The sequence below is a fragment of the Proteiniphilum sp. UBA1028 genome (assembly GCF_002316955.1).
Taxonomy (GTDB): Bacteria; Bacteroidota; Bacteroidia; order Bacteroidales; family Dysgonomonadaceae; genus Proteiniphilum.
In genome coordinates, this window is sequence record NZ_DCEN01000035.1 from 59,038 (window position 1) to 76,042 (window position 17,005).

Genomic DNA, 17,005 nt, shown 5'->3' on the forward strand with positions numbered 1-17,005 from the left:
CTCACTAATACCAGTTCATGCCGCGGTCGTACGGTGAATTGCGTTGCTCGTATTTCAGGTCCTGCAACAACGAAGAGTTGGCACGGATGGTGAAGTTATAGGATTTGTAGGGGCCTATGGGGATGAAGCTGGCCGACATGCTCCAGCAGTGCAGGTTACGGGTAAGCGAGCAGTTGATATTCGTAAACTTGTTCAGCTCGAAATTATAATCGGTATTGAAGGTGAAGTTCCAGTTTTTGGTCGGTTGTATGGAGCCGCTCAACCCGAAATTATGGGTCAGTTTCCCTTTGTACTCCAGGCGTTTCTTATCGAACTCGCCATATCCGTATCGCAAAGAGTAATTGAAAGATAGATTCCAGTTCACTGCATTTTTCAGATATCCGTCGCTGTCGAATTCTCCCGTTGAGTCGTCAGTGCCCTGAGATGAGCCCTTCCTTTGTGCCGACTCATATGGGTTTTCCCCCATCGTGCCATCGTCGGGCAGCTGGTTCTCCAGATTGCGTTTATCATCCCCTTCGTCTCCCTCCTTTTCACCGCGGGCAAATAATTTTTTGAAGGTATCCTGATTTAACGAATAGGAGAAGGAGGTACCCGTATTCATCAGCTTTCCGAATCCTTTTCCGTTGAGGATTCTGAGTTTATCCACCTGTCGTGGGTTTCCGTTTTTATCCAGTTGGTAAAGATAGGGATCCCAGGTGGCATTCAGACTTAATGTGTATGATTTGGAGAGCTTCAGGCGGATGTTTGAGTTGATCATGCTCCATTTCATGGAGTCGGCCATCATGTTGTAGTTGAAGCTGATGCCCAGATCATCGATCAGGCTTATCTTCCTCACGCCGGTGGAGTCCTTGTCGGTACGTATCTTCATCTCAAGGTTGTTCTTGAAGTCAAAGCCAATGCTTCCGCTTTGTCCTCTGGGAGCCGTCCCGAACATCATGGAGGCGTAGGGTGAATAGGTATATTCCACATCTTCGCCATATTCATTCTTGTATGAGTAGGTTTCGTAGAAGTTGTATTTGGGGTCGCCGAAGTCGGGCCGGAAATTCAGGCTGATACTTGGGGAGAAGACGTGACGTATGGCCTGGACTTTATCTCCGAATATTTTCCAGGGGGTGTACATGCCGTATAATTTTGTCTGTGCACTGAGCGACGTGCTGTAGTCATAGACACGTTTAAAACCGTAAACGGTGTCCATGGGGACATGCCTTCTGGCGGTGGAGTCCCAGGCTTGCATATAGGCGCCGGTATACCACCGTTCGGTATAATTGAACGAGGGAGATATCTGTATATAGTCGAAAAGGGTAAAGGTGGCGCTTACCGGGATACTGTGGCGCATACCGTTGGTCCAGTCGCGGACAAGGTTCGATTTCAGAAATTTATATTCCTTCGTAGTGATTGAGTTACGGAACTCTCCGGAGTAACTCATCGATATTTTTTCATACCATCGCTCTTCACCGACCGCATTTTTTCTTTTTAGCGGATAAATGCGGTTCATGGTGAGCGAGATGTTGGGCAACGTGGCGGCAATGGTTGAATCGCGCGACACCTGGTTGATATTCATGGTGGCCGACATGCTCCAGGGTGAGTCCGGAAAACGTTGTGTGAGGTTCACGCTCGAGCTTTTTGTGTTGTTGGATGCCTCCCTTGAATAGAGCCGGCTGAGGTCCCTGTGGTTGTTTCTGCTGGTGGAGAAGTTGACGCTGGCAGAGAGGGTGCGGTACATGTTGGCTTTCGGGTCCTGCGAGTGGGTCCAGTTGATGCGCAAATCTTTTGCTACGGAATACGCTTCCGGCGCCACCTCCTTCAACTCTTTCTCTCCTGTCACCGTGCTTAAATAGTAGACATTGAAGTTTCCCGAATATTTATACCGTTTGCGGTAGTTGGAGCGTGCTCCGGCACCCCACGATCCTTTTGTGTAGATCTCGCCCGTCAGGGACAGGTCTATGTAATCACTCAATGCGAAGTAATAACCCCCATTTTGCAAGTAAAAACCCCGTGTCATCTCATCGCCATAGCTGGGCATAATGATTCCCGAAGAATATGATTTCGTGAAAGGAAAAAAGGCAAAAGGCAACACGACGGGGAAGAGGGGCACGTCGGCCACCACCAGCCAGGCAGGGCCGGTCACCACATCTTTTTCGGGGCGCACCTTGGCCTTCGACAGATTCAGGTAAAAATGAGGATGATCGTGCTTGTCGCAGGTGGTATATTTTGCATTCCGCATGTAGAACGAGTTATCGGCATTCATCTTCGCCTCATTGGCCACAATGTTGCCTTCTCCCTGCTGTGTGACCACGTTGTTGATAAATGCTTTCCTTGTTTCGAAGTTGTAGCGTACCTTTTTCATCTCGTATTCCGTGCCACCTTCCGAAAACAGAGGAAGGCCGAACTCTTTGCCCAACGAATCGACTCCGAAAGTGGAGGAGATGATGCTGCTGTCCATGTCCACGGTAATGTATTCCCCCTTGATGCCCATTTCGCCATATTTGATGTCGGCATCTCCGTAGAGGTATCCCATGTTGTCGCTGGTGAACACCATGGAGTCTTGCGCAGTATAGAAAACGGCTGCTTTCAGTGTTTGGTCTTCCATGGATAGGCTATCCTGTGTGTCGACGGACAAAGAGTCCGGTGCAGTGATGGAAAGCGAATCGGAAGTAGCAATCGCAGTGTTCAGCGAATCGGCCTTCGTGGGCAGGACAGTCGAATCGGAGGGTTGAGCAACAGCCAAAGAGGGTGTAGACGGTGAGGCAGTGGCCGTATCGGGTGGGGCAATCTCCTTTCTTTCCGTGTCGGAAGGAAGAGCAGCCGATGCGGAACTTTGACTTATCTGATTCGTCGCTTCAGTAGCCTTTCGGGCGGAAGAGCATTGAAATGAGATTGTCAGGACGAAAAACAGAAATATGATACTGTAAAGTTGCCTCATGCGGTAAATGCAGCCTGCGTATGGTTTTCACACACAAAACTACGCAAAATGAATGATTACCCCGCAAAAATAATAAAAAGAAACTTAAGACAGATTGATTAAGGCTTTTTTAAGGAGATTGAGCCCTCTAAAAATTAGGTTTAGAGATATTTCACGGTCACCTTCTCAAGTCTTTCGCTGGTCCAGAACTTATATAGCTCTTTTTTATCAACTCATTGGTTAATGGTTAATGGCCCGACAACATCCGGATCAATTCGCTTAAGCTTTTGTAATCATTTGAAAGTGGATAGCTTTGCCGTGCCTTGTTCATGAAAGCTTTTAATCTTTCGGGAATATTGATTTGCTCACCGATGCATGCTTCCACCGTCTCTTTGAATTTTGCCGGATGGGCGGTAGCCAGGAAGATACCCGTTTCTCCCGGTTCCAGGCCCTCTTTGAGCGCAAGGTAGCCGCAGGCGCCATGCGGGTCGAGCAGGTAATTGTTTTTTTGATGTACTTCCCGGATGGCCTGCTTTATTTCTTCGTCGGTATAGCGGAAGGCCGCGATATCCTTTGTAATTGATGTGTGGGAATGGGAGTACAGATCGAGGATACGGTCGAAGTTACTGGGTGCCCCCACGTCCATGGCATTCGCCACGGTCTGTACCGAAGCACGGGGACGGTAATCACCCGAAAGAAGATACTCCCTGAATACATCGTTCCGGTTGTTGGCCGCGATAAACCGTTTTACTGGCAATCCCATTTGTTTGGCAAAAAGGCCGGCAGTGAGGTTGCCCAGATTGCCGCTTGGCACGGAAAAGACTACATCCCCGGAGACTGCTTGTTTTGCCAGTTGTGCATATGCATGGAAGTAATAAAACGACTGAGGCAGGAACCGTGCTACGTTAATGGAGTTCGCGGAGGTGAGGTTCAGTCGGGCGTTTAGTTCCTTGTCCATGAATGCCGATTTCACCAAAGCCTGGCAATCATCAAACGTACCGTCTATCTCCAGCGCCACAATGTTTTGTCCCAATGTGGTAAACTGTGCTTCCTGAATATCGCTCACCTTTCCGGCCGGATAAAGCACAAACACCTGTATGCCTTCCACCCCCAGGAAACCGTTGGCCACGGCGCTTCCTGTGTCGCCCGAGGTAGCCACCAACACCTTCACGTTGTCCTGTCCCTGTTCTTTCACAAAGTAGGACAGCATGCGTGCCATAAACCGGGCGCCCACATCTTTGAAGGCGAAGGTGGGCCCGTGAAACAATTCCAGAACATAGATTCCCTCTTCAACCTTCTTCAGGGGAATATCGAAGCTCAACGTGTCGGTGACGATGGCATCCAGTTGCTCTTTGGGAATGTCTTTTCCAAAGAAGGCTCCTGCCACTATTTTGGCGATATCCTGCAAGCCGGAATCTGCAATCTTCGCGTAAAAGCCGGAAGAGAGTTTCTCTATTGTTTCGGGCATATAAAGTCCCTTGTCGGGAGCAAGTCCCTTTACCACGGCTTCCTGTAGCGAGGAGGAAGGTGCTTTTTTATTTGTGCTGTAGTAGTGCATGTTTTTGTTTTGTTGTCAGCAATAGAAAAGATTGAATTACACAGAGAAGATTGTTTTCATCAGGGCATCGCCCTTGAGAGTTCCCAGGGAACCTTCGCGGGCAGCAACCTCATCGTACCGTTGTACGCTGTCGGGTTCTATCCCTCTGTGCCAAATCAGGAAAGGGATGGGATCCCGGGTGTGTGTGCGAATGGCACAAGGTGTGGGGTGATCGGGCAGGATGGTAATGGTGACCGGTTCCTCCCAGCTGAGTGTCTCTTCGTAAATTGTTTTTACAATGCGTTCATCCAGATACTCAATCGTTTTCACCTTCAGCGGTACATCCCCTTCGTGCCCGGCTTCATCGCTGGCCTCGATATGCAGGTAGACAAAGTCCTTCTCTCTGAGCGCCTCGAGTGCGGCACGCGCCTTTCCCTCGTAATTGGTGTCGTGCAGGCCGGTAGCGCCCTCCACCAGGATCACCTCCAGTCCGGCATACACACCGATGCCCCGAATCAGGTCGACTGCTGAAATGACGGCGCCGTTGTGTATCGGGTAGAGCTCCGCAAGGGGTTTCATTTGAGGGCGATAGCCCGGTGACCAGGGCCAGATGCTGTTCGCCGGATCCTTTCCTGCTGCTATCCTCTTTTTGTTGACAGGGTGATTGCGCAGCAGTTCCTGCGATGCGAGAATCAGCTCGTTCAATGCTTTTGCGGTCGGCCTTCCCTCTTCACTTTCCGGTTGAATAAGGTGCGGGCGGAAAGGCTTTTCGGGTATGTCGTGGGGTGGTGTGCAATGTATCCGCTTGTCGCCTCCCCGCATCTTCAGCAGGTGCCGGTAAGAGACACCCGGGTAAAAGCCGAAGATATCGTTCCCCCGTTCGTTTTGAAGAAACCGGATCAATTCTGCCGCTTCGGCAGTAGAGATGTGTCCTGCCGAATGATTTTTAATGCGGTCGCCTTCTATGCACACCAGGTTACAGCGCATGGCCATCTCCCCTGGCAGGATTTCCACGCCCATGCTGGCTGCTTCCAGTACACCGCGCCCTTCGTACACCGATGGAACATCGTAGCCCAACACCGACAGGTTGGCAATCTCGCTACCCGGAGCAAAACCGTCGGGAACCGTGTTCAAAAGGCCGTTTCTTCCTTTTCGGGCAAGCATATCCATATAGGGAGTGTTTGCTGCCTGTAAGGGTGTTTTGTTTCCCAGTGAGGCGATGGGTTCGTCTGCCATGCCGTCTCCCAGTATGATGATGTTTTTTGGAGTCATTTTATCGGATATTAGCGATGGAAATGATGTCTGAGAACACCCCTGCCGCGGTAACGGTTGCGCCGGCACCGTAGCCCTTGATGACCATCGGATACTCGTTGTAGCGCTCGGTGGTAATCATGATGATGTTGTTGCTTCCTTCCAGGTCGTAGAAAGGATGTCCCTGTTCTACTTCCCGGAGCCCTACTTCGCATGCCCCATTGTCGTAGGAAGCCACAAAACGCAGTTTCTTGCCATCTTTTGCCAGTTCTTTCCTACGTTCTTCAAACGAAGCATCAAGCTCGGAAATGGTCTGCCAAAACTCATCGAGTGTTCCTTCAAAATATTTTGGAGGCACGAAAAGATTTTTGTGTACATCCGACTGGTTTACACGGGCACCGGCTTCCCGGGAAAGGATTACCAGCTTCCTTGTCACGTCGAGGCCGCTCAGGTCGATGCGCGGATCGGGTTCGGCAAACTGAGCATCTACCGCCATCCTGACTGCCTGGCTGAAGGGAATCTCTTCGCTCAGCGTATTGAAAATAAAATTCAGTGTTCCCGAGAGTACAGCTTCGAGTTTGACGATCCTGTCTCCCGAGTTGATCAACGAATTCATGGTGTTGATGATGGGCAATCCGGCGCCTACATTGGTTTCGAAAAGAAACTTCACACCGCTTTTCCGGGCAGTCTCCTTCAGCATGCGATAACTGTCGTAGTCGGATGAGGCTGCAATCTTGTTGGCCGTGACCACCGAGATGTTGCGTGCCATCAGTTCGCCATAGAGCGCAGCAATGTGGGGGCTTGCAGTACAATCGACCACTACCGAGTTGAAAATGTTCATTTTCAGTATCTCGTCCCTTATCCGTTCGGGCGAACTCTTCACGCCGTTTTTCATCAGATTTTCGAAGTATCCTTCAAGCGGTATGCCCTCGCGGGTGAAGAGTGCTTTGCGTCCGTTGGCAATTCCCACGATGTTGATTCTGAGTTTATTGTGTTCCTTGAGTGTAGCTTGCTGCTCCCGTATTTGCTCCAGTAGTTTTCCACCCACCGTGCCGGTGCCGATGACAAACAGGTTCAGTTCCTGGTAGGGCGACAGGAAGAAAGAGTCGTGGATTACGTTGAGCGCTTTCTTCAGGTCGGACCTGGCAATCACACAGGAAATATTGGTTTCGCCGGCCCCCTGTGCCAGGGCGATCACGCTGATCCCATTTCTTCCCAGAGCGCCAAAAAACTTTCCTGCAATGCCCGGCACATGTTTCATGTTTTGTCCCACAATTGCGATGGTGGCCAGGTCATATTCGACCATGATCTCGTTGATACTTCCCATGGCGATCTCGTGAGCAAACTCGTGGCTTAGGACTTTCTGCGACAGAGGTGCATCCTGCGAGCGTACGCCAATAGAGGTGCTGTTTTCGGAAGATGCCTGGGAGACAATAAATACGCTGATGCCGTTGTCGGCCAAAGTCGAGAAAATTCGTTTGTTCACTCCGATGACACCCACCATGCCCAGTCCCTGGATGGTGATCAGGGCTGTGTCGTTGATGGAGGAGATTCCTTTGATGATTTTTCCGTTGCGTGTGGGTTTGATATCTCTTATCAGGGTGCCTTTTGCCTCCGGGTGAAAGGTGTTCTTCACATAAATGGGAATATTTTTATGAAAGACCGGAAAGATGGTAGGCGGGTAGATCACTTTTGCCCCGAAATTGGACAGTTCTATCGCTTCGGTGAACGACAGCTCATCGATGACATAGGCTGAATTGATGATTTTGGGGTCCGCCGTCATAAATCCGTCCACATCCGTCCATATTTCCAGTACGGTGGCATCGAGTGCCGCAGCGATGATGGCTGCCGTATAGTCCGACCCTCCGCGCCCCAGGTTTGTGATGTCGTTATCCCCACAACTCGAAGAGATAAATCCCGGTACAATGGCTACGTGAGGTGGCGGCATTTCGGAAAAGGTTTTCCTGACCAGCTTATTGGATTGTGCCAGATCGGGTATGTGGCTGCTGAATTGCCTGTTTGTCTTGATAAACTCTGTGGCGTCGTACAATTGAGCGCCCTCTATAACCTTGCTGATGATTAGTGAGGAGAGGCGTTCGCCGTAGCTCACAATCTTATCGGATGTCTTTTGGGAGAGATCGCCAATCAGAAATACGCCTCGAAGAATATTGCGCAGATCGTCGTATAGCTGTTGTGTTTTCTGCACCACCTCCTGTTTGTCGGCGGGTGAAGTGACCATCTTTTCAATGATCTCGTCGTGGCGGGCGATGATTTCGTCCAATAGCGGCTTATAACCCGAATTGTTGTTCAGTGCAAAGTCGGCAGCCAGTAGCAGTCGGTCTGTCACACTGTTCAATGCCGACACAACCACAATCACGGGTTCCGTTTCCTTTTCAACAATCTCCTTCACCAGTTGCAGGCTATCGGGATTTCCTACGGAGGTTCCTCCGAATTTCATCACTTTCATCGTGTGTGAATAATTTTTAACCGTTTTAGAAACGGTGTTGAATAAAAAATGTGAATTGTAAATCGCAAACCGGTTGGTTTGCAAATGGCAAGCAGTGTTGCCGTACGGATGTGAAAATTTACATAACCCCCCAGGGGGTCATGGTCATAGTAGTGGTGTGGAAGTATGTTGAATACAAGCTCTGCATTGCGAACATTTGAATTTGTTGCAAAGATAAAGGAATAATTGATAAAACGAAACGGGCAAGCCTAAAAAATGTTTTAATCAGATAAAAATAATTCTTATTTTTGCCTTTCTTATCTTCATTCGCCGGCCCGGTGGCTCCCCCATCTCAATTAATCCGGCAAAAATTAAACGTTTTTATGAAATCAACCATCCCTTTTCTTATTTTCTTTCTCGCGTTCCATTTCATTTCCTGCGGTAGCAGACATCCCGGCAAAGAGTGTCTCACCTTTGAGGAAATGAAAGATCCGACAAGTGATACGTTATCCGACTGGTCTCATGTCTCTAAAGGGTTACATGCCTCATTTATTTCCACAGACGACAGGATGCCGAAGTCTGTGGCACCCGGGGTGTCTGTTAACAAGAGCGTAGCGCTTACCGGCTGGAGGGGAGAAAAAATATCTGCTCAGCTGCTTTTGTGGTCGGCTGAAGAGGTAGACCCGGTAGAGCTTGAATTTGCCGATTTTGAGTCTGTTGATCATACACTACCGGCATCTGTTGCGCAAGCAAGATTTGTTCGCTACGTGATGACCGATGAATTCGGTCCCGGATGCGGACACCGCAAACCGGAAGATTTTCCGGCATCCCTCTCGGCCGATATGCTGGACAACCTGCCCTGTTTCCATATGGAAGCAAAGACAGTGAGGCCGGTCTGGCTTACTTTCAGCATTCCTTCCGCTGCTGTTGCCGGAAATTACAAGGGGACGTTGACCCTGCATGCCGGAGGCCGTCCCGTTGAGGAGTTCGGGATTGAGCTGACGGTGGTAGACCGTGTGCTACCCGAGCCATCGGAGTGGCTCTATCACCTCGATCTGTGGCAGCACCCTTCGGCAGTGGCCCGGGTGCATAATTTGGAGGTATGGAGCGACGCTCATTTCGAGAAAATGAAGCCGTTAATGAAAATGCTGGCCGATGCGGGACAGAAAGTAATTACCGCCACCCTGAACAAGGACCCGTGGAACAATCAGAGCTTTGATGCATACGCCGACATGATTGTCTGGACAAAGAATGAGGATGGAAGCTGGTCGTACGACTATACCATATTCGATAAGTGGGTACAGTTCATGATGGATCTGGGTATCGGCAAAATGATCAACTGTTACTCCCTGCTTACCTGGAATAATCAATTGCATTATCGAGATGTGGTAAAAGGCGAGCTGGTTACCATTGAGTTAAAGGCCCAGTCGAAGGAATACGCTGAATTGTGGAGTACCTTCCTGAAGGATTTCGCCCGGCATCTTCGCAGCAAGGGGTGGCTGGAGAAAACGAATATTGCCATGGATGAGCGTGCTCCGGCAGACATGCAAGCCGCCCTGAAGGTATTGGCAGAGGCTGCTCCCGAACTGGGGGTCTCTTTGGCAGACAATCACAAGAGCTATAAAGAGTATCCCTGGATCAAGGATGTCAGCGTGGGAGCTGCCAGCAAGGTGGATAAGGAAGATATCGCTGTCCGAAGATCAAAAGGGTTGGTCACCACCTATTACGTATGTTGTGCTGATTCGTTCCCCAACATGTTTACCTTCTCTGCTCCGGCAGAATCTGTCTACGCTGCATGGTATGCGGTTGCCAATGATTTCGATGGACTTTTGCGCTGGGCCTACAATTCGTGGGTTGAAAATCCGCTGACCGACTCTCGTTTCAGGACGTGGCCGGCCGGTGACACCTATATGGTCTATCCCGGTGCACGGAGTTCTATCCGTTTCGAGCGACTGGTTGAAGGGATTCAGGATGCAGAAAAAATCCGTGTATTGCGTAAACAATACACGGATCTGGACAGTCCTGAATCATTGGAAAAACTACAGGAGCTGGAAGAGGCAATTGCCCTTTTTGATACGCTGACACCTTCTGCCGACTGGCCAGAAAGGCTCAATGTGGCCAAAAGATTACTGAATTAGCTCATTTATTTACCGGCCTGGTGATCGAGAAACTCTTTCAGATACCGTTCATTCAGCTCATCGCTATCACCATAATGCTTTCGGGTCTCCTCGAGCTTTGCATGCATCATTTTCCGTATCTCGGAATATTCCGGATCGTCGTGGATATTTTTCAATTCCTGCGGATCGGTCTGCAGGTCGTACATCTCCCACTCGTCCACGTCATAGTAAAAGTGAATCAGCTTATACCGGTCGGTCGTGATGCCGTAATGCCTCTTCACCATATGTTCAGCCGGATATTCGTAGTAGGTGTAATAGACCACATCGCGCCATTTATCGGTTTTTCCCGCCACCAGTTTGCGAAATGACTCGCCCTGCATCTCTTTCGGCGCTTTGATGCCCGCATAATCGAGGAGGGTAGGAGCGAAGTCGAGATTTTGCACCAGCTTATCGATCACGGTGCCCGCCTTTATTTCTTTGGGATAGCGGATCAGCAGAGGTGTTCTGAAGGACTCCTCGTACATGAACCGCTTGTCGAACCAGCCATGTTCACCTAAATAGAAGCCCTGATCGGAGGTGTAGACAACGATGGTGTTTTCTGCCAGTCCCGATTCTTCAAGATAGTCAAGCAGTTCGCCCACGCCGTCGTCCACCGATTTGATGGTTCGCAGATAATCTTTGATATACCGGTTGTATTTCCACAGAGCGATCTCTTTGTCCGTCATGTTGGCATAGTTGGCTTTAAATTTCTCGTTTTTGGGAGTGTATGCAGCCAGCCAGTCCGCACGCTGTTGGGGCGTAAACCGTTCCAATTGGTTGTAGAATCCGGTACTGTCGCCATTGGGGTCGACAATCATCTTAAAGTCATGTCCCCATCGTGCATGCCCGTGAATCTGCATCTCCTGTTCTTTGGCGGCGCTACCCCGGCCCTCGTAATTGTCGAAGAAGGTTGCGGGCGGATCAAAGGTCACGTCGTCGTACAGTGTCAGGTATTTGGGTGCCGGCTCCCAGTTGCGGTGGGGTGCTTTCTGGTGATAAAGCAGACAGAACGGTTTCTTCGGGTCACGTTTGTTTTTCAACCAATCGAGCGTCTCCTCCGTGATTATTTCGGTGCAATAGCCTTCTTTTCTTACTTTTTTTCCGTCAATCAGAAAGTCGGGATTGTAGTACTCGCCCTGTCCCGGCAGGACCATGGAATAATCGAACCCCTGCGGGATGCCGTCAAGGTGAATTTTTCCAATCATTGCCGTTTGGTATCCGTTTGCCTGCATCAGTTTCGGGAAATTGGGCTGATCCCAGTTGAACGGTTGCAGGTTATCTACTTTCCCGTTAACAAAACTGTGCTTGCCGGTGAGCAGCACCGCCCTACTGGGTGCACTGATTGAGTTTGTGACCGTTGAACGTGTAAACATAGCCCCTTCTTCGGCCAGCCGGTCGATGTTTGGCGTCTCATTCAATCCATGTCCGTAAGCACTGATTGCCTGGTAGGCGTGATCGTCGCTCATGATATAGATGATGTTGGGGCGTTGTTCTTTTTTTTCCGGGTTCTGGCAAGATCCCAGCAGAGCTGTGGAACTTACCCCAAGCAATGTAGCAGCAGTGAGGAAATTATAATTCATAAAGTAATATATTTAGATAGATGCTTGTTTGCATCCTGTTATTTTTTTAGTTCTACCGGATATTTAAAATAGGGGCCAGGCGGGATCGTCGATCCTGGCTGATTTCATTATTTTTTTCAACTCTGTCGCTTTTTGCGGAAAAAGGTTGATCTGGTTGTGATTTTCCGAAGGATCGGAAGCAAGGTTGTAGAGTTCGTATTTTCCTCCTTTCCGGATATCAAGATGGAGCAATTTCCAGTCGCCTTTTATGACAGCCTGTCTGCCGCCCATTTCCTGAAATTCGAAATAGAAAAAGTCACGTTCCTGCTGTCCCCCCCTGCCTGATAGTATCGGCATGATACTGATCCCGTCGGAGTGTGTGGGTATTTTTTTTCCCAACAGTTCCGCAAACGTGGGCATGTAATCCCAGAATGCAAAAGCAAAATCGCTCTCCTTGCCTGCAGCTACTTTTCCTGGCCAGGAAATTATGGTCGGTACCCGGATGCCCCCTTCATACAGGTCCCGTTTGTATCCGCGGTAGATACCATTGCTGTTGAAGAAATCAGGGTCTCCGCCCCCTTCACGATGCGGCCCATTGTCGCTGGTGAAGATGATAAGCGTATTCTCGTATACGCCATTTTCTTTGAGTTTCTCTATGATCTGCCCCACGTACAGGTCGATGCGCTTTACCATGGCGGCATGGGTAGCCCGCGGGTGTTCCTGCGACATATAGCCTCCTTTTCTGAAATCGGAACCGGAATCGACGCCCTTATATGGCTTTTCATCGAACTTTCCTCTGAGTTGCTGAATGATGGAGTCTTCGGGCACCACCAGCTCGGCGTGTGGAAGAACCACGGGAACGAAGAGGAAGAACGGTTTTTTGTTGTGGTTATCAATAAAATCCAGCGTTTTTTCCTGAATCAGGTCTTGCGAGTAGGTACCGAAGCGCCCCCGTTCATTTTCCGGCAGTTTCACTTTTGTGCTGTTGTCCCACAGGTGGTCCGGGTAGTAGTTGTGTGCCAATCGCTGGCAGTTATAGCCAAAGAACTGGTCGATTCCCTGATTTACCGGATCACCGGAAGAGCCCGGAAAGCCCAATCCCCATTTGCCAAATGCGGCAGTGGTATAACCCGCATTTTTAAACAAGCGGAACAGAGTGAAGGTCGTCGCCGGAAGTGGAAACTGGCCTTCCGGCTCTATCTCCTTATTTCCGCGTATGGGTGTGTGCCCGGTATGCAATCCGGTCATCAGGCTGGCGCGCGAGGGAGCACTCACGGTTGTGCCCGAGTAGGATCGGGTAAACCGGGTTCCGTTCAGAGCCAGCCGGTCGATATTGGGTGTCTGGAATTTCTCCTGGCCATAACAACTGAGGTCTCCATATCCCAAGTCATCTGCCACAATAAATACCACGTTGGGCTTTTGTTGTGCGTTGAGCGCACTGTGTGCTGCAAGGGTTAATCCAGCAGCAAAGATAATCAGCTTCATTCTAGTCTTGTCCCTTTACTAAACGTTGAATATTTCCTGAATGGTCATCCACTCATCGTTGTTCGGGAATACCCGACGTGCTTCACAATGAGTACCGATTGCTTTTCGCTCCATCTCCCGGTTGAAAACTTCTACCGGCAACTGTAGCAATCATTTTGTGATTTTAGCAAAGGTAACGATAAAAAAAATGCCGATGATGATATTCAATCCTATTTGTTGTCGTGCAGATTGGATGAGCACACCGGGATGCTTCTGTCAGTAATACTCGCTGCAAGGATATCGATGCTGCGAATGTGTTTTTATCGCAGGGCGACTATTAATCGACAGGAGTTAGTAATAGATATGAAAAACGTTTTTTTTTGATACGAATGGAGTCATGCCTGAGTGAGGGGGTGAAAAGTTGAAAGTTGTTTTTTACCGTCCAATATGGTAATTATGATTTCTTCCCCTTCAATGGCACCCGGTCCCGGTTTTATTTCAGTGGATAAACTTAATTTTGTTTTTTCATAAGGCTGTAACGCCTGAACTTTCCCTGAAGCAATCAGCCGCTTTTTCCCGCTTTTGTCAAGGCTTTCAATCTTTAAATAAGCCTCCTTGGATGTCACCTGGCCGAAATTCTCCACTTCAATCGTGCAACTTATTTCTTTGTCAGTCTCACTGAAGACCGGGGCGCGCGCCGAGAGGATCGGTTCGATGTAGTCCACATAGGGCAGGCGGGCATATCCGTACAACATATTTCCGTTTTTGTATTTACCGATCAACTTGGGGGCAAACTCATCCGGAGTAATGCCATTGCCTTTGCCGATGAAAGTTACGATCAGGTCATCTCCTTCATTCTCAGTTCTCAGGACAGTACATCCCCTGCCAAAGTTGACCTCCGACGATGCCCCAAAACGCAGTGAGAAAATCTCTATGTCGTTTTGCGGGTTGAACCCCTCCTCCGCGTGTATTCTGAGGCGGATCTGTTTGGTCTTGTCCGTGATGGGTCCCTTATCGGAGATCGTCAACAGCAGCCCCGGGTTGAGAGGAATGCCGATGTTTTTGGAGCTGTGATTGTCGTGTGGTTTGTCCTCCTGCTTCAGGGTGTCGATGACGGCAAAATTAGCCTGAATTGCCCGGCCGTACCGATCCTGCAATATCTTGATGCGCTCAAATTTGAACCAGTCCTCCATCTGCCCATCCTCATGTACGGCTATTCCCGGTGTATAGGCCTCACCCGGATCAACCACCCAGCTGATCCCGTCTTTGGAGCGGAGATACCAGGCGATACGCCCCAGCCAGTCGTTTACAATCATGTGATACTGGATGTGGTCCCTCCAGATTACGGGATCCTCGAATCGTCCGTCCACATCGGGGTATACGCGCCGGTCGGTGATCTGGCGATAGGTGGAGAGTCCGTCGCGGCTGATCCATATGCCGCCACCCCGGCAAACCATCACAAAGGAACCGTCTTCGCGCCGGGCAAATGAGAGGTTGGACAGTCCTTCTATGATCCGGCGGTCACGGGCATCGAAGTTGAACTCCCCGTACTCCCAATTTCCCGACAAGTTATCGGAGACATAACGGCCTCCGATGACATACAGTACATAGCGGTTGTCTTTGAGCCGGTATACCTCCGGATTGTGTCCTTTTCCAATCATATTGCGCAGCTTGAAAGGTCCGGTGGGGTTATCGCTGACTGTGTTGAATACATAGGAGTTGGGCCATTCCATGTGTCCTTTTGGTGATGATTCCAGCCAACCGCAAACCATCAGATGATAAAGGCCATCATCAGCCTTCACAATATTTCCACCCCAGTATGACCATATACGATCTTCAATGCCATTATCGGTAAAGCGGGGTTTTACGGATGCGGTTCCCCATGTGTCGGATGAGAGGTTGGATCCTTTCATGAGGAGAAACCGGTCCTTGAACCGCGCGCCTTTAGCCAGACTATTCCATTCTTTCGGAAGAGTTCTTTCGATAACCTGGGCAGAAAGGCTGTTTGAGGTGAATGTCAGGCTCATCAGCAGGAGAGTAATCAAAGGCATTCGATTCGTATTCATAATAAGGTCATTTTTTTTATCAACTATTTTTCAATTCTGTAATGAAAGTAATCTATATCCACGTATCCCTTTTCCTCCTCGTTGTTGAAGCAGAAAATCCCTATTCTGTCTCCCCGGTAATTTCCCCAAGAAAGTTGGTAGGGGTTGCCAAAAGAGATATAGTTTTCTCCGTCCCAGCTGTAGGCGTAAAGCGACTTTCCATCCAATCCCCATTCGGACTTTAGCCAAATATGCGGTGTGTCAGGAATGCTGTTTTCGAGGGTTTCCCCGTTGTGGCTGTATTCAATCCATTTCAAGCCGGCTTCTTGTTTGACACCCAGAAATGAGTACGGTTTCGAGAAATGACATAAGCCGCACTTTTGTCCATCCACTATGCCTGAGACATCCATTTTGATGATCACTTCGTTGTGGAATGACCGGAATGTTCTTTGTGTCAGTGTGTTGCCGGAAAGCATCAGGTCATTTGCTCTCAACGGTCGATATGCCTTCATCCGTAACCAGCCTTTTCTTTCGGTCAATGAAAACATCTCCTGGCGAGGTTGATAATTCCATTCCCATTGAGGAGACAGGGAGTTGTCATCAAAGTCGTCGCTTCGGCGGAGATGAAATTCAGTGCTGCTCCGGAGGGGCATCTCGCCACTCCATTTCATTGAACCGATGTTACCGGGCATAACGTTGCCGATTATAGGCCAGTTATCCACCCACGTCACAGGGAGCAGGCTGACAATTCTTCCCGACCAGTCGCCTGTTCCATGATGGGTTAAGAAGTACCATTTGCCGTCTCTCCCCTCTATCATACCTCCCTGATTGGGCTCCATGGCTTCCCTGCCGGGCAGTGCCAGTTGTTTTTCCTCTTTATACGGGCCCATCGGATTTCTCGAACGTTTGGCCATTACATACCGTCCCTTGTCTGGCTTGTGTTCGCTGAAAATAATGTAATACCAGTCGTTCACCTTTATGAGTTTGTTAGCTTCCCTGCCCGATCCGGAGTTAACGAGTACCGCGGATCTCCGGTCAATTTTCTTGCCATCGTCCGATAGTTTGAATAGATAGGTTTTGTAGTTGTCGGCAAAATGGGTTCCTACAAAGTAACCGTTTCCTTTCTCGTCCCACAAGGCGGAGCAATCATCCCACCCGGCTTCTTGCAACAGAGGGGTGAGCGGTTCCCAAGGGCCTTCGGGACGGGAGGAGGAGGTCATGAAATAGCCTTCATCGGGGGTGCCGAAGTAAAGATAAAATCTTTTGTTATGGTATCTGATACTTCCGGCCCATACGCCGCGGGCGTACCGGTTCATTTTGTCCCAGTTCAGCTCGGGCGATATTTGTGTGATATCCGCAATGGCATGTCCGCATATCCTCCAGTTAACCAGGTCTTTGGAGTGGAGTATGATCATTCCCGGCGAAAACTGGAAGGTGGATGATATGGCATAGTAGTCATCTCCTACCCGGATACAGTCAATGTCACTGTAATCGGCAGGTATGATGGGATTCCGGTATGTTCCTCCAGGTTGTCCGCCCCAGCAACGCCAGTTTCCCCACGATTGCGGGTTTTGTGCGAACCCGCCGATATTTACAACCACCAGCAGATGGGTTAGTAATATGAGTTTGTGCATAATTTGAATGT

General features: G+C 49.5%; 9 protein-coding genes. 1 reads left to right on the plus strand and 8 read right to left on the minus strand.

Going from position 1 to position 17,005, the window contains the following annotated elements; genetic code table 11:
* Positions 1–4: 4 nt before the first annotated feature.
* From B3Z75_RS05575 to thrA, 4 genes are all read right to left on the minus strand, one after another.
* Complete coding sequence (locus B3Z75_RS05575) at positions 5–2,923, minus strand: putative LPS assembly protein LptD (RefSeq protein WP_294068504.1); 2,919 nt, start codon at positions 2,921–2,923, stop codon at positions 5–7.
* A 226-nt stretch (positions 2,924–3,149) separates the two neighbouring features.
* Positions 3,150–4,460, minus strand: a complete 1,311-nt coding sequence (thrC, locus tag B3Z75_RS05580; protein ID WP_294068505.1) for a threonine synthase — start codon at positions 4,458–4,460, stop codon at positions 3,150–3,152.
* A 36-nt stretch (positions 4,461–4,496) separates the two neighbouring features.
* On the minus strand, positions 4,497–5,711 hold the full coding sequence (locus B3Z75_RS05585; protein ID WP_294068506.1) for a cofactor-independent phosphoglycerate mutase: 1,215 nt from the start codon (positions 5,709–5,711) through the stop codon (positions 4,497–4,499).
* Position 5,712: 1 nt separating this feature from the next.
* A complete protein-coding gene (thrA, locus tag B3Z75_RS05590; protein ID WP_294068507.1) occupies positions 5,713–8,157 on the minus strand; it encodes a bifunctional aspartate kinase/homoserine dehydrogenase I in 2,445 nt (814 codons plus the stop codon).
* Between the two features lie 362 nt (positions 8,158–8,519).
* On the opposite strand from thrA, the gene B3Z75_RS05595 reads away from it, so the two are divergent.
* The gene (locus B3Z75_RS05595; protein ID WP_294068508.1) at positions 8,520–10,274 is read left to right on the plus strand and encodes a DUF4091 domain-containing protein; all 1,755 of its coding nucleotides are present in this window, start codon (positions 8,520–8,522) and stop codon (positions 10,272–10,274) included.
* Between the two features lie 5 nt (positions 10,275–10,279).
* Here the strand turns inward: B3Z75_RS05595 and B3Z75_RS05600 are convergent, their stop codons facing one another.
* The 4 genes from B3Z75_RS05600 to B3Z75_RS05615 all read right to left on the minus strand — a co-directional run bounded on the left by B3Z75_RS05600 (position 10,280) and on the right by B3Z75_RS05615 (position 16,994).
* Complete coding sequence (locus tag B3Z75_RS05600; protein WP_294068509.1) at positions 10,280–11,872, minus strand: sulfatase family protein; 1,593 nt, start codon at positions 11,870–11,872, stop codon at positions 10,280–10,282.
* 63 nt (positions 11,873–11,935) lie between these two features.
* Positions 11,936–13,336, minus strand: coding sequence for an arylsulfatase (locus B3Z75_RS05605; protein ID WP_294068510.1), 1,401 nt, complete (start codon positions 13,334–13,336; stop codon positions 11,936–11,938).
* Positions 13,337–13,710: 374 nt separating this feature from the next.
* The gene (locus tag B3Z75_RS05610) at positions 13,711–15,366 is read right to left on the minus strand and encodes a glycoside hydrolase family protein (protein WP_294068562.1); all 1,656 of its coding nucleotides are present in this window, start codon (positions 15,364–15,366) and stop codon (positions 13,711–13,713) included.
* Positions 15,367–15,404: 38 nt separating this feature from the next.
* Complete coding sequence (locus tag B3Z75_RS05615; RefSeq protein ID WP_294068511.1) at positions 15,405–16,994, minus strand: glycoside hydrolase 43 family protein; 1,590 nt, start codon at positions 16,992–16,994, stop codon at positions 15,405–15,407.
* Between the last annotated feature and the right edge of the window lie 11 nt (positions 16,995–17,005).

What these genes read in the sequence shown, in the direction of transcription:
- B3Z75_RS05600 (WP_294068509.1), bottom strand. Translation starts at nt 11,872, where the DNA reads ATGAATTATAATTTCCTCACTGCTGCTACATTGCTTGGGGTAAGTTCC.
- B3Z75_RS05585 (WP_294068506.1), bottom strand. Translation starts at nt 5,711, where the DNA reads ATGACTCCAAAAAACATCATCATACTGGGAGACGGCATGGCAGACGAA.
- B3Z75_RS05615 (WP_294068511.1), bottom strand. Translation starts at nt 16,994, where the DNA reads ATGCACAAACTCATATTACTAACCCATCTGCTGGTGGTTGTAAATATC.
- B3Z75_RS05595 (WP_294068508.1), top strand. Translation starts at nt 8,520, where the DNA reads ATGAAATCAACCATCCCTTTTCTTATTTTCTTTCTCGCGTTCCATTTC.
- B3Z75_RS05575 (WP_294068504.1), bottom strand. Translation starts at nt 2,923, where the DNA reads ATGAGGCAACTTTACAGTATCATATTTCTGTTTTTCGTCCTGACAATC.
- B3Z75_RS05605 (WP_294068510.1), bottom strand. Translation starts at nt 13,336, where the DNA reads ATGAAGCTGATTATCTTTGCTGCTGGATTAACCCTTGCAGCACACAGT.
- thrA (WP_294068507.1), bottom strand. Translation starts at nt 8,157, where the DNA reads ATGAAAGTGATGAAATTCGGAGGAACCTCCGTAGGAAATCCCGATAGC.
- B3Z75_RS05610 (WP_294068562.1), bottom strand. Translation starts at nt 15,366, where the DNA reads ATGCCTTTGATTACTCTCCTGCTGATGAGCCTGACATTCACCTCAAAC.
- thrC (WP_294068505.1), bottom strand. Translation starts at nt 4,460, where the DNA reads ATGCACTACTACAGCACAAATAAAAAAGCACCTTCCTCCTCGCTACAG.